We start from the raw sequence: 13,598 nt of genomic DNA, 5'->3' as shown, positions 1-13,598 counted from the left end.
TCATGAAAATTTAACCTGTGTTTTCATTGCATATTCAGAAATCAAGAACCGGGCTACACATCCATAGCCCGGTCTTCATGAAAACTGTTTATCTTAACTCTATCTTGGGTTATTTCACCACTTCAACACCGATGAGGATGGTTTCCCCGTTGATGTTGAATTCTTCCGCTGCATGTTCTTCATTATATCTGATTTCCACTGTGAGGGTTTCCTTCTTCAGGTGGTCTTCAAACTTCTTCATGATGGCCGTAAGCTTCTCATTTCCTGATACATACAGTCTGATCTTGTCCGCCACCTGGAATCCGGATTCCTTTCTGAGGTTCTGGATCTTGGAGATCATTTCACGGACGTCTCCTTCTTCCTTCAGCTCAGGTGTCAGGTTCGTATCCAGGATTACGCCCAGTTCTCCTTCTCCGGCAAAGGCGAATCCTTCCAGACCCTGCATGGTCACAAGAAGATTGTCTCCGTTTAGAAGAATCTCCTCTCCATCAATAGACACGGAAACATTTTCTCCGCGGCTCACCTTCTGAGCAAGCTCCATCTGATCCATGCCGTTTATGGCGGCTCGGATCTTTGGAATCATCTTTCCGTAGGATTTGCCCAGAACCGGCAGGTTCGGTTTGATCTCGTAATTCACATACTTGGAAAGGTCTGCGCCCAGCACAACGTCCTTGATGTTCAACTCATCCTTGATGATGTCTCCATAATACTCAGGAAGCTCCTTCTCCGAAATCAGCATCTGAGACAGAGGCTGTCTGTTCTTCATGTTGGAGGTGTTTCTTGCACTTCTGCCCAGGGTCACCAGGTTATAGGCAAGTCCCATTTCTCTTTCCAGGTCCCCATTGATGAGGGCTTCGTCCGCTTCAGGATAGCTGGTGAAGTGGATGGATTCCTTGGCATCCTTATCGAGGCCCACCACCAGATTCTGATAGATGGTTTCTGCGATGTAGGGCACAAATGGTGCCGCAGTCTTGGCCAGGGTCACCAGCACATTATAAAGTGTGGTGTAGGCACTGATCTTATCCTCTGTCAGTTCATCGGACCAGAATCTGGAACGATTTCTTCTTACATACCAGTTGGATAGTTCATCTGTGAAGGCTTCAATGGCAAGAGCCGCCTGGGTGATTCTGTATCCGTCCAGATTTTCCGTGACGGTCTTCACCAGGGAGTTCAGCTTGGACAGAATCCACTTGTCCATGACGTTTTCAGATGTGTGGTCCTTGTAGTCCAGCGGATTGAAATTGTCGATGTCCGCATAGAGAACATAGAAGGAATACACATTGTACAGGGTCAGAAGGAACTTTCTCTGGCTTTCCGCCACATCATCCTGTGAGAATCTTGTAGGAAGCCATGGCATGGAAGCGGTATAGAAATGCCATCTGGTGGCGTCTGCCCCCTGCTCGTTGATGACCTTCATCGGTTCCACCACATTGCCCTTATGCTTGGACATCTTGATGCCCTTCTTGTCCAGTACATGTCCCATGACAATGACGTTTTCAAAAGGACTCTTCTTGAAGATGGCCGTTGAAATGGCCAGGAGTGTATAGAACCATCCTCTGGTCTGGTCCACTGCCTCAGAAATGAACTGTGCAGGGAAATTCTCCTCGAACATTTCCTTGTTTTCAAATGGATAGTGCCACTGCGCAAAAGGCATGGAACCTGAATCAAACCAGGCATCGATGACTTCATGGGTTCTGTCCATGACACCGCCGCACTTCGGACAGTTCAGATGCACTTTGTCTATGTAGGGCTTATGAAGCTCGATGTTTTCTGGAACTTCGATGCCCTTTTCCTTCAGCTCTTCAATGGATCCGATGCATTCCCTGTGTCCACAGGAACATTCCCAGATCGGCAGTGGCGTTCCCCAGTACCTATCTCTGGAGATGCCCCAGTCGATGACATTTTCCAGGAACTTACCCATTCTGCCTGTTCTGACGTTATCAGGATACCAGTTGACGCTGTTGGAGTTCTCCAGCAGTTCGTCTCTTAAGGAGCTCATGCGGATGAACCAGCTGTCCTTTGGATAGTAGAGAAGCGGTGTGTCGCATCTCCAGCAGTGGGGGTAGGAGTGAGTATACTTTTCCGTGTGGAAAAGCTTGTTCTCATCCTGCAGCCACTGAAGGATCGCCTTGTCGGCCTTTCTGACATCCATGCCCTTGAAAGGCTGCACTTCATCGTTGAATTTTCCTTCTTCATTGACCAGATGGATGAACGGAATGTTGTTCTTCATGCCCACCATGTAGTCATCTTCACCATAGGCAGGTGCTGTATGAACCACACCGGTACCATCTGAAAGGGTGACGAAGTCTCCGTGGATGACAAAGAACGCTCTCTTTTCCGGTGTATGGAAAGGCATGAGCTGCTCGTAATCCATATTGACCAGTTCTTCACCCAGGAATTCACGAATGATCTCATATTCTTTTCCGTCCAGAACCTTTTCCACCAGTTCCTTGGCCAGGATGTAGATTTCCTCTTCCACTTGTGCTTCCACATAGGTGAAGGTTCTGTTCACTGCCAGGGCCGCATTGGAAGGCAGTGTCCATGGGGTGGTTGTCCAGGCGAGAATGTACTTGTTCTCAGTCCCTGCCACCTTGAACTTGGCGATGGCTGTGCTGTCTTTGACATCCTTATAGCCCTGGGCCACTTCATGGGAGGAAAGCCCTGTTCCACAACGTGGACAGTAAGGCATGACCTTGAATCCCTTGTAGAGCAGATCCGACTCCCACATGGTTTTCAGTGCCCACCACTCTGACTCGATATAATCGTTCTTGTAGGTGATGTAAGGATCTTCCATGTCTACCCAGAAACCGATCTTTTCAGACATTTCCTTCCACATGGTGGTGTACTTGAATACACTTTCCTTACATTCATTGATGAAGTTTTCCACTCCATACTCTTCAATGCCTTCTTTTCCGTCGATTCCCAGTTTCTTCTCAATTTCCAGCTCTACAGGCAGACCATGGGTATCCCATCCTGCCTTTCTTAAAACCTTGTATCCTTTCATGACCTTGTATCTTGGAATGAGGTCCTTGATGACTCTTGTGAGAACATGGCCCACATGAGGCTTTCCGTTGGCTGTCGGTGGTCCGTCAAAGAATGTGAAGACCTCCCCGTCCTGGTTCAGCTTGTAGTTCTTTTCCACGATCTCTTTTTCCTGCCACAGTTCTCTTACTTCATCTTCCATCGATACAAAGGATTTTCCCGCATCAACTTTTTTATACATGCTTACAACTCCTTCTTCCCTTATATATATAAAAAAGACCCGCCCAAAATAGGGCGAGGTCTCGCTATACCACCTAATACATTTCATTTTCAGATACACGAAGAATCTCTTCTTTTTCATATCCTATTTCTTAACGCGAAACCACGTATCCGCTTACTTCCATTTTTCAGCAGATCCACTCCCAGGTGATATTCTCTTCTTTCAGGCTAAGGTTTTTCAGCAGCCAACCTCTCTCTGTAAGCCTTTTTCCGGAAGATACTTGTCCTGTTCACAGCGTTTGACCTAATCATTATAGTATATGCATAATCCCTTGTCAAACAACTGAATCTGGGGCTATCAGCCCCATGATCCGGAAGAGTCATGCTACTTTTTCTTTTTGCCCAGATAGGCTTTCATGTGCACCACATTCTGATTGTCCAGCTTCAGTTTCGGCATCTCATCGTTGGCGAATCCCAGATTGTCCCATCTGCTGACCTTGTTGAGATAATCCATGACAAGCTTTCTGCCTTCCCTCTTTTCCTCTTCAGACGAGAACTCCATCTCTTCCAGGAAAGCTTCCACAACTTCATCAGTCTCCCCGGCTTTTCTACCCAGATCCAGAAGCAGTTCGATAAAATAGCTGTAGTAGAAGTCATCGGGTATGTGGCTGTACTTCTTCTTCACATCCTCGCTGATGGTGAACTTGTCGTAGAAGTAGTCGTAGATTTCATCATACTCCTCTTCTTTCTCCACATAGAGGGGGTCACCCGCTTCCAGAAAATCAGGCCTTTCGAACTCCTTGTACCCCTGCCCTCTGTTCCACGAAAGGGTATCCTCGATTTCATAGAAATTCTCGAAGTCCGCATCCACAATGTATTCCTTGTCCTCCATATAGACGGATTCATATTCATGGGTCAGAGAATGCCTGTAGGAGAGTACTCTGTTAAAGAGCTTCCGGTCCATGTTCCCATGATTCTTCATGACGATTTCATGCAGCTTATCCAGCTCCAGAGCCCCATAATAGTAGAGAGCGCCCTTAATGATCTTTGCAGCCTCATCCAGATACCCGGCCATGCTGAGTCTTTCCGGAACCAGGAAGCTTTCGAAGAGATCCAGGAACTCCTTGCTCACATGCACGGTGATGAGCTCTGGATTCTCCTCATCCATCTCCGGATACACAAGGCATAGATCCATGAGCCCCATGATTTCCATGAGCTCTTCCGGTGGGCCTGCCGAAGGATCCTCACTGTCTCTGAAGGTGAATCGCCCATGATTCTCTTTCATTCGGGAAAGATGAGTCAGGTCATCATGACCCAGCATATAGAAAAGCTCGATGCCATACTGCCTGAGTCCTTCTTCCAGAATGCTTATGAGCTCCGTTTCCTCCGCATCCTCCTCAAACTCCAGATGCATGTAGTCCAGCGCATCCATAAGCTGATCCTCTTCATACTTCTCAAGGATCTCTCTGATGGTCTTGTATTTATACTCCATAGTTCCCTCTCCTTCTCTGTCCATGACCGGACACTCTGTTTTACTTTACTTTCCTACTATTATAACGTATCTCTTTCCTTCTTAGTCGATTTTTACGGAGAAAGTGAAAAAAGAATCCTGAAACAGAAAGTTCGCACTGCCCGTTTCAGGATTCTTTTCAGTTGAGATAGAACACCTTCATGCGTCTGTTTTCCTCCTGAAGATCCTCAAAGACCTTCAGAAGGGATGTGCCATAGTGCCCCAGATTCTCTCTGATGCAGTGGGCATTGACGATGACGATTTCCGTTTCCTTCGCCCTGGTGGACAGAAGATCCCACAGCGCATCCAGATTCCGTCCGTAGTAATCGGGAAAGGAGAATTTCCTCTTGAGATAGGCATGGGTCACTTCTCTTGTGATCATTCTTTTACCGTTCAACATGATTCTATTCATTGCAGTCCTCCTAATAGAGCTTCTTGAAGGATTCATAGTGGTCATCCGTATAGTAGATGAGCCCATCACTGGAGTAGACGATGCGCAGAGCGTTCCTGTACCCACCTTCATAGTCGATGTCCGCTTCATACCACTGTCTGCCGCTTTCATCGGGAAGGAGCCCTTCCCTGTTACCGAATCGGTCTCCCCCGATGCTCATCTCATCGGTCACATCCCAGAGATTCCCTTTACTGGCATCCCACCCCAGGTCCATGGCATCATTTTTCCGGATGTAGTTTCCAGGCAGTCTGCCGTAGGTGTGGATGTAGAGCGCCACTTCGTCTTTAGACGTATAATGGCCGTCTTCGTCGATGGCAGGGGTTTCAACACCTGTCTCTCCTTCCGACTCCGATGGATTTTCCACCTGAGGTGCGTTTCCCTCTTCCACAAGTTCCATCTCCAGAATGGAGCATCCGGAGAAGGTGAAAAGAAGAAGCAGCGTCAGAAACAGCGAAGCACTTCTTTTCAGGAGCTTTCTCATCATTCCCACTCTCCCTTCTTGTATCCGTCCACCAGAGCCTTGATCTTGAGTCCGCATCTTCTTCCGCGGCACTCTCCCTGTCCGGAACCCGTGACTTCATTCACTTTCACGACACTGTCTGCACCGCTTCTTATGGCGTTCTTTATCTTGCTTCTCGGTATGGCTTTGCATATGCATACTTTCGTTATGTTATCCATGATCTTCGGATCGATTTCATTATCCATTTCATCACCCCTCATCTGAATTATACCGGAGGAAACCGCCCATTGACAAGAAATCACGAAATATTCATGTGTCGTTCACCCTGCCTTTACAGCATTCATTGTGTTTTTTTCAGAATAATGTCATAATTAATTAAGTTCATCAAGGAGGTTCCCGCATGGAAGATAAAATACTCGTCATCACAAGCAGCATACTCGATCAGGGCGCTCTGCCGGAAAACAGAAGAGCGGGTCATGGGCCCTTATCCGTCGTATCGGATCTGATCGATCTAGGGGTCAACCTGGTTCCGGTGCCGAATATCAGCAAACATTTTGACCTCTACAGAAAAGATATCACTAAAGAGGAATATACGGAGGAAGCCTATCAGAAATACATCAAATCCCATCTTGTTCCCCTCGTCAACGAGGTCATGGAAAGAGTACGAAACGGAGCCACCTTTCTGGGGATTCTCTCCTATGGCGCAGATGAAACCCAGCGGGTCGAACCCGAAAGCAGTCCCATCATGATTGAGCTCTTCCGCCTGTTTGACCGGAACTGCATGCTCACACCCTACTATGAAATCAAGGAGAATCTGCCTCCTGAAGAGATGGAACTCATCATTTCAGAGATCGCAGTTTCACTGAGCATCTAGTCATGAGATACGTAGTGATCAAGAATCATGTGGTCAACGAGGCGAACCTCATCAAGCTCAAGGAGAACGACCGGGTACTCAGGCTGGAAGAGTACATCGGCAATCCCGTCTGGCAGAACTGGGTCTACTGCATCGCAAAGGACACCCTGAAGGAGGGCTGGATTCCAAGAGCATACCTGAAGGACATGGGGGATGAGTCCACTCTGCTGGAGGATTATTCTTCCAGAGAACTGGATGTCTCCACAGGAGATATCGTATCGGTGAAAAAGACCGTGAATAGCTGGGCATACTGCATCCATGAACATAATGGAGAGGAAGGATGGGTCCCTCTGGAAAATCTGGAAAGCATTAATGAGTAGCCACTAAAAAGGAAGAAGCTTCATCATGAACGTATGAAGCTTCTTCCTTTACTGCTGGTCTAGAAATTCAGTTTGATGATTCCGTTCTTGTACTCCGGAACGATGTCGTAGAGATCCTTGTGCAGACAAAGCCGGATGTCCTCCTCCAGTCCCAGGTCCATCAGCACCTTGTAGTGTCTGGCTTCCCTGATGTAGCTCAGAAAATCCGGATGGGCTTTGTAGATGAGAAGGGCGGTCTTCGCCACATCACTCAGTTCATAATCTCTGATGCTCAGCATCTCCGAAATGACGGCACCCGATGCGATGAAATCGTCCATGGAAAACTGTCCGTTGGTACCGGAGTTCACGATGACCACGTCATCTCCTCCCTCAGCCACCTTTTCGGAAACCGCCCTGGCATTGAGCAGTGCACCGATGTACACCTTGTTGGCTGCGCTGCTTTTTGAAATGGCATGGGTTCCATTGGTGGTCGTGAGAATCACATTCTTGTCGTAAACGGCCGTAGAGCCATATTCCAGAGGTGAATTGGAGAGCTCGAAACCTTCAATCTTCTGGGCTTTCCGCTCTCCACCCAGGATGACATTCTCAAGTTTCTTCTTGGTCTCCAGTGCCTCTTCCACTGAGGTCACAGGCACCACACTCTTGGCTCCGTTTTTTAATGCGGAGATGATGACGGATGTGGCTCTCAGCACATCGATGACGATGACTGTGGTATTCTTTACAGACTCCGGTGTCACATGGTTACCGGTGGTGATGATATCGATTTTCATTTATTCTCTCCCTCTAGAGGCCTCTGGCCTCTGTTATCCTTGGTTTCTCTATAGTTTTTCCCTTGATACAGGTCATGTTTTCTGAAATAATCGTCGATGGCATTTAAGACCTCCCACTTGTTCAGGGACCACATGGGTCCGATGAGAAGATCTCTGGGCGCATCGCCCGTGGTGCGGTGAATGACCATATGCTCCGGAAGCAGCGCTATGGACTCCGCCACAAGGGAAACATATTCCTCCATCTCCAGAAAGACCAGTTTCCCCCGCTCATACAGATGAACCATGGGGGTGTCCTTCATGAGATGCAGCAGATGGAACTTCACACCCTGGATATTCATGCCCGCAAGGTACTTCACCGTACGGAGCATGTCGTCTCGAGTCTCTCCCGGCAGTCCGAAAATCACATGAACCACCACATCGATGTCAAGGGCTCTGAGCCTGCTCACGGCTTTCTCGAAAACCGGCAGATCGTAGCCTCTGTTGATCATGCGGCCGGTCCTGTCGCTGACGGTCTGCAGTCCCAGTTCCACGAAGGTATACACCTTGCCGCGAAACTCCGACAGTACCTCCAGAACTTCCTCGCCCAGACAGTCTGGCCTGGTAGCGATGGAAAGGGCCACAACGCCCTCCTGACTGATAGCTTCCTGGTATTTCTCGCGGAGCACTAAAGGCTCCGCATAGGTATTGGTATAGGCCTGAAAATAGGCGATGTACTTTCCGTTTTTCCATTTCTTCTCCATCATGGCGCTGATGTCGTCAAACTGCTTCTGGATGCTGAAGTTCCGGTCTCCCGCAAAGTCTCCGGATCCTCTCTCACTGCAGAAGATGCATCCGGTTCCATTTAACGTTCCATCTCTGTTGGGACAGGAAAATCCTGCATCAAGGCTGATCTTATATACTTTTTCGTTGAATTTTTCCCTTAAAAAATAATTCAGGCTATGATATCTTTTATCATTCCATGTCTTCAATCCACTCACCAATCTTTCCTTCTCCCTAACCACAGCTTCTCATTTTTCATGGGTTTTCGAATCTCATTTATCACATTAGCTAAATTATACCGATTTTTGAAGTAATTACAAAGGATAATCTCTATTATTTACAATTTCCCGCTGGATTTCCGGCTGAGATTGTCTCAGTTTCAACGTATGAGAAGAACAAAAAAAAGCGGAACCCCAGGCCTTGCAGGCCCCAGGTTCCACTGCTTCCTATTCTTTATACTGCTCGAAATACTTCTGGATTCCTCTGACCAGGCCTTCCACAAGCTTCGCCTGATAGGCTTCTGTTTGAAGCAGCAGGTCTTCCTCTTCATTGGACATATAGCCCAGCTCCACGATGGATACAGGCACCTTGGACCAGTTGATCCCCACCATGTTGTCCATGGCCTGGATGCCGGCACTTTTCCCTTCCGTCCCACTTACCATCTCATCATGAAGATCCCTGGATAAACGGTAGCTCTCTTCACTTAGATGCCCCACGAAGGGATTGTCTTTGGAGGGGTGAATGGTCATGATGCCCTGTTTGTCCCTGTTTTCACTTCCATTGGCATGGATTCTGATGAAGACATCGGCCCCCGCCTCATTGGCCATCTCCGCCCTCTCTTTGTTGCTGATGGAGACATCATGGGCGGTCCTTGTCAGGAGCACTTCAAACCCTTCCTCAAGAAGCCTGTCTCTGAGCTTCAGGGAAAAAAGAAGATTCAGTTCATACTCATAGACCCCCGTCGCCACCCCTCTGGTTCCTGAGGAGACTCTATTTTTCAGGATCTCTGAGCCTGGTCCCAGGGGCTCTTTCTCCTTATCCTGCACCGCCTGATGACCTGGGTCCAGCACAACAATCTTTTTCACCGGTTCCGGCTTCTCCGGGTTTTCCCACGCTATGAGATCGGCGAGAAGAGAACTTCTCAGCACTTCAAGCTCCTCCTGGCTGCCCACCATGTCCTGGTACTCATCCAGAACGCTGAGCGCTTCCTCGTACTTCTTCTCCTCACTGAGCTTCTGTACGTTGGAAAGATAGCTGTCCCGAATCTCTTTCTCCAGATCCTCTCTTCTCTCTTGTCCGCCCAGATCTTCCGGATGAATTTCCTTGAGCTGCTCATAGGCACTTCTGAATGCCTCCGTCTTCATGAGTCTTTCCGCCTCCTGAAGATTTTCTCTGGACTTTACCATGTTAATTGAGAACTCATGCTTCTCCATCACGGTGAGGCTGTCCCGGTTCGCATCAAAAAGTTCAGCGAAGTAGGCGGAAGCCTCCTCGAATCTTTCCTCCGCCAGAAGCAGTTCCCCTTCAGCGATCTTTTTGTTGAGCAGTTCTCTGTTATCTGATTTGCAGCCACTCAGCGCCAGGATTCCGGCAAACAGAAGCAGGATCGCAGTCACTTTTCTCATTCCATTCATTGAATTCGTACTTCCTTCATCCTTCTTTATTTACGCTCGATGTCTCTGTGCTGCGTGGCCACATTATATCCCTTTTCACTGAGATGTTCTGCTGTTCTTCTGGCGAAGGATACAGAGCGGTGCTTGCCGCCTGTACATCCGTAGGCGATGACCAGCTGGCTCTTGCCTTCCTCCATATAAAGCGGAACAAGATACAGGATGAGATCGATGAGTTTATCAAACAGCGTTTTGGCCAGGTCCGTCTTCATGACGTAATTGAACACATCATCACTGATGCCGGTCTTATCCCTCAGCTCCGCCACATAGTAGGGATTGGGAAGATATCTCAGATCGAAAACCAGATCCGCATCATTGGGAATGCCGTATTTGTATCCGAAGGAGACGGTCTTGATCTGCATGGTGTGAAAATCTCCCACCGAGAACAGACTGGTCACTTCCTTCTTCAGATTGGCACTGCTGAGATACGTGGTATCGATGATGAAATCGGATTTGCTGCGGATGGTCTCATAAGAGATCCTTTCTATGTCGATGGCCTCTTCCAGCGAAGTGACCTTGCTCCCCATGAGGGGATGCTTTCTTCTGGTTTCCTTGTACCTGTTCAGAAGTGTTTCATCAGAAGCATCCAGAAACAGAATTTTATATCTGAAGCTGTTCTCATCCAGCATGCGGATCTCATCCTGCAGACCTGTGAAAATATCCTTGCTTCTGGCGTCCACCACCAGTGCCAGCTTCTCTTCTCTTCCCTTCGTGCCGATACTGAGCTTGGCAAAGGGCAGTATGAACTGAGGTGGCAGATTGTCCACACAGTAGTATCCCAGGTCTTCCAGAGCATTGATTGCAACGGACTTCCCTGATCCGGACATTCCTGTTACTATTACCAGTTCCATTTAAAACACCTCCATCGTCTATGTCTGTCTAGTCTTTCTTGCCAGGCTCCCGTACCACCTTGGAGTGATTGTAAAAATCCTTGGCGATATTCCGGTAGCCCATGTCTTTCAGCGCACGCACCACCGCACCTCTGATTTCATAGGTGGACGTGATTCCAGTCTCTCCGCGAACCTTCGATATGGTCTTCTCCACCGATCCGGCAATGAGTTTCAGCTCTTTTTCCGTGATCTGGATTTCAGAGTCTCTGGCACTGTTGGCCACAGATGTCTTGATTCGATCCGGATCAAAGTCCACAATTCTTCCATCTCTTTTCACTACTTTCAGCATTGACTTATCCCACCTTTACTTTGATTTCTTTCTATCATTATACTATATCCGCCTGATTTTTACGTCCAATCCCCGGAATTAACCCTGTAAACTTTCAGGAAAGAATTCAAATAAGAAATCATTGTAAACTTTTCGAACCTGTTGTTAACCTGAGAACAATAAGCTTTGAATTTTTGCAAAATTACATCAAATCCCATTTTCTATGCGGTACAATGGAGAAGTCAGATAAATGATATAAAGTATGAGGAGTGATTTTTATGAGTAATACAGTATATCAAATTGCAAGACGTAGAGAGGGTGTCAAAGCCAGGAAGCTGAGACGGGAAGGATTCGTTCCTGCTGTCATCTACGGGAAGGAACACAGAGATTCCGTGCCCGTTGAGCTGACCCTGCAGGAAGCCAACAGGCTTCTTAAGGAAAACACCCAATCATCCATCATCAAGCTGGATGGACTGGACAAGACGACCAGTGTGATTGTGAAGGAAGTTCAGAGAAACGGAGCGACGTTCCTGCCGGAACACATCGATTTCCAATCCATTTCCCTGCGTGAGATCATTCACGTTTCCATTCCGCTGCATATCTTAGGTGAAGATCAGCTGCAGAGAGACCATCTGCTGTTCCAGCCGAATATCACGGAAATCGAGCTGAAGGGACCCGCAGAAGATATTCCGGAGAGACTGGAATTCGACGTCAGCGAGCTGAAGTTCGAGGACAAGGTCTTCCTGAATGAAATCAAGGTGCCAGAAGGAATCGAAGTACTCGGAGAAGATGATGACCTCATCGGTATCGTGCTATCCGCACAGCTGTCCGAAGAGGAACCTGAAGAAACAGAAGTAGACGAAGATGCTGCTGAAGTGCCTCTGGTGGACGAAGAAGAATAATAAGAAGAAAACTGAAAAGATGCAGATTCAAATCAACATTCATATATCTGATAGCCGGCCTTTCGGGGCCGGTTTTAAATTGCTGTGGATTGTGAAGAAATATACCACTCCATTATGTCCTTTGTGTTAATTGTATATTTAAACTCTGTTCAATAATTTATTGTATAATTATTTCACTTACAGAATATGGAAACCCTTATTTTTTAAGTTCAGAAAATTCAAATAATCTAGGAGGTACGTTATATGACTTACATTGTTGCAGAAAGATTTCCACATCCAATCATTGAAAAAGGAGAAGCCCCATTGGTTTCCATCTATCTGCCCACCAGTAGATTAACTACCGAATCAAAAAACAATGAGATTCGTTTCAAGAATCTATTGAAGAAAGTGGAAAGCAGGCTTTCCGACTATCGGGGAAAGCAGGAAGATAAGATCCTGAGCGACCTGAAGAAACTGGAAGAGGACACGAAGTTCTGGGCAAACCAGCTCGATGGACTCGGTGTTCTGGCCACCTCGGAAGACATTGTGGTCTACAAACTGCAGAGAGAGGTCATGGAATATGTGGAGGTATCTGATACTTTCTACATCAAACCCCTTCTGAACGCCTATCAGACGGATGACAGTTTTCAGATTCTCGCTTTAAATAAAAATGACTTCACCCTTTATGAGGGAAACCGGTACGCTCTGAGAAAAGTGGACCTTCCCGAAGAGGAACAGAAGTCTCTGAAAGACGTGGTAGGCTATTTCACTGAGAACAACCACATGCAAGGATCTTCCGTGGGCCTTACAGGCAGTGCAAGATTCGGGTATGGCGGGTCTGCAAGAGATGAAGAAGAAATCGATGTGGAGAAATATTTCAGATGGGTGGACCGTTACATTTACGAGAACCATTCTAAAAGAACGGAAGTCCCCCTGATTCTGGCCACGCTTCCTGAAAATCATACGGAATTCGCCAAGGTCAGCCACAATGACTATCTGACCAAGGAAGGCATCAGAAAAGATCCGCAGTCCCTGGATCAGACGGAACTGAGAAAAATGGCCTGGGATGTGCTGGAACCCGATTTCAACAGCCGCCTTGAAAAACTCAATGATCAGTATGAACTGTCAAAATCAAGAGAACTGGCATCCGAAGACATCAGCGAAATCGCACGGGCCGCCATGGAAGGCAGAGTGGAGAGTCTTATTGTGAATCTCAACAAAACCATCCCCGGCAGAATCGCCCCCGGAAAGGACCCTCTCCTTGTAGAAACGGAGTCCGGCGACATGCTCAATGATCTGACGCTACTTGCACTGAAGCAGAGCGCCAAGGTCTATGTGGTGACCGATGAGAAGCTGTCCCTGGATACCGGTGTGAAAGCCATCTACAGATATCAGAAAGCATAAAAACATAACCGTCAGAGACAGCTGCAGAAAATATTTTGCAGCTGTCTTCAATCCGTTGACCTTGAAAACGATGTCGTGTGATATACTCTGAGTAATAAGAG

Annotated in this window: 14 protein-coding genes and 1 other annotated feature; of the genes, 4 read left to right on the top strand and 10 right to left on the bottom strand. The window is 47.4% G+C overall.

The features are described 5' to 3' along the window. Nucleotides 1-109: 109 nt before the first annotated feature. The 5 genes from ileS to J3A84_RS07875 all read right to left on the bottom strand — a co-directional run bounded on the left by ileS (nucleotide 110) and on the right by J3A84_RS07875 (nucleotide 5,867). Nucleotides 110-3,223, bottom strand: coding sequence for an isoleucine--tRNA ligase (gene ileS, locus J3A84_RS07895; protein ID WP_207599470.1), 3,114 nt, complete (start codon nucleotides 3,221-3,223; stop codon nucleotides 110-112). Nucleotides 3,224-3,269: 46 nt separating this feature from the next. Continuing rightward, nucleotides 3,270-3,504 (bottom strand) — a binding site (T-box leader). Nucleotides 3,505-3,586: 82 nt separating this feature from the next. Continuing rightward, a complete protein-coding gene (locus tag J3A84_RS07890; protein WP_207599469.1) occupies nucleotides 3,587-4,693 on the bottom strand; it encodes a hypothetical protein in 1,107 nt (368 codons plus the stop codon). Between the two features lie 157 nt (nucleotides 4,694-4,850). Further along, on the bottom strand, nucleotides 4,851-5,123 hold the full coding sequence (locus tag J3A84_RS07885; RefSeq protein ID WP_207599468.1) for a barstar family protein: 273 nt from the start codon (nucleotides 5,121-5,123) through the stop codon (nucleotides 4,851-4,853). 10 nt (nucleotides 5,124-5,133) lie between these two features. Further along, nucleotides 5,134-5,646 carry a ribonuclease domain-containing protein gene (locus J3A84_RS07880; RefSeq protein WP_342590948.1) on the bottom strand — a complete coding sequence of 171 codons (513 nt, stop codon included), beginning with the start codon at nucleotides 5,644-5,646 and terminating at the stop codon, nucleotides 5,134-5,136. Continuing rightward, nucleotides 5,643-5,867, bottom strand: coding sequence for a (2Fe-2S)-binding protein (locus J3A84_RS07875; RefSeq protein ID WP_207599467.1), 225 nt, complete (start codon nucleotides 5,865-5,867; stop codon nucleotides 5,643-5,645). The genes J3A84_RS07880 and J3A84_RS07875 overlap by 4 nt, the downstream gene beginning before the upstream one ends. Before the next feature lie 155 nt (nucleotides 5,868-6,022). On the opposite strand from J3A84_RS07875, the gene J3A84_RS07870 reads away from it, so the two are divergent. Continuing rightward, nucleotides 6,023-6,496 carry a hypothetical protein gene (locus J3A84_RS07870; RefSeq protein ID WP_207599466.1) on the top strand — a complete coding sequence of 158 codons (474 nt, stop codon included), beginning with the start codon at nucleotides 6,023-6,025 and terminating at the stop codon, nucleotides 6,494-6,496. Nucleotides 6,497-6,498: 2 nt separating this feature from the next. Then, nucleotides 6,499-6,855: an SH3 domain-containing protein gene (locus J3A84_RS07865; protein WP_207599465.1), complete on the top strand. Its 357-nt coding sequence runs from the start codon at nucleotides 6,499-6,501 to the stop codon at nucleotides 6,853-6,855. 59 nt (nucleotides 6,856-6,914) lie between these two features. Here J3A84_RS07865 and J3A84_RS07860 read toward each other — a convergent pair whose 3' ends face one another. The 5 genes from J3A84_RS07860 to J3A84_RS07840 form a co-directional block, all read right to left on the bottom strand. Beyond that, nucleotides 6,915-7,625 (bottom strand): 2-phosphosulfolactate phosphatase, encoded by a 711-nt coding sequence (locus tag J3A84_RS07860; RefSeq protein ID WP_207599464.1) that lies wholly within the window; start codon nucleotides 7,623-7,625, stop codon nucleotides 6,915-6,917. Continuing rightward, nucleotides 7,622-8,605 carry a tRNA modification radical SAM protein MnmL/YtqA gene (gene mnmL, locus J3A84_RS07855; protein WP_242694078.1) on the bottom strand — a complete coding sequence of 328 codons (984 nt, stop codon included), beginning with the start codon at nucleotides 8,603-8,605 and terminating at the stop codon, nucleotides 7,622-7,624. The genes J3A84_RS07860 and mnmL overlap by 4 nt, the downstream gene beginning before the upstream one ends. 225 nt (nucleotides 8,606-8,830) lie before the next feature. Continuing rightward, nucleotides 8,831-10,018, bottom strand: a complete 1,188-nt coding sequence (locus tag J3A84_RS07850; protein ID WP_207599463.1) for an N-acetylmuramoyl-L-alanine amidase — start codon at nucleotides 10,016-10,018, stop codon at nucleotides 8,831-8,833. A 26-nt stretch (nucleotides 10,019-10,044) separates the two neighbouring features. After that, the gene (rapZ, locus tag J3A84_RS07845) at nucleotides 10,045-10,905 is read right to left on the bottom strand and encodes an RNase adapter RapZ (RefSeq protein WP_207599462.1); all 861 of its coding nucleotides are present in this window, start codon (nucleotides 10,903-10,905) and stop codon (nucleotides 10,045-10,047) included. Between the two features lie 28 nt (nucleotides 10,906-10,933). Beyond that, nucleotides 10,934-11,233 (bottom strand): ATP cone domain-containing protein, encoded by a 300-nt coding sequence (locus J3A84_RS07840; protein ID WP_207599461.1) that lies wholly within the window; start codon nucleotides 11,231-11,233, stop codon nucleotides 10,934-10,936. 257 nt (nucleotides 11,234-11,490) lie between these two features. On the opposite strand from J3A84_RS07840, the gene J3A84_RS07835 reads away from it, so the two are divergent. Both J3A84_RS07835 and J3A84_RS07830 read left to right on the top strand, forming a co-directional pair. Further along, a complete protein-coding gene (locus J3A84_RS07835) occupies nucleotides 11,491-12,114 on the top strand; it encodes a 50S ribosomal protein L25 (RefSeq protein ID WP_207599460.1) in 624 nt (207 codons plus the stop codon). Nucleotides 12,115-12,357: 243 nt separating this feature from the next. After that, nucleotides 12,358-13,497, top strand: coding sequence for a baeRF3 domain-containing protein (locus tag J3A84_RS07830; protein WP_207599459.1), 1,140 nt, complete (start codon nucleotides 12,358-12,360; stop codon nucleotides 13,495-13,497). Nucleotides 13,498-13,598 lie beyond the last annotated feature (101 nt).

The sequence above is a fragment of the Proteiniclasticum aestuarii genome, from assembly GCF_017368455.1.
GTDB classification, from domain to species: domain Bacteria; phylum Bacillota; class Clostridia; order Clostridiales; family Clostridiaceae; genus Proteiniclasticum; species Proteiniclasticum aestuarii.
Note: the sequence above shows the minus strand (reverse complement) of the source record. Positions and strands in the feature narration are given on the sequence as shown.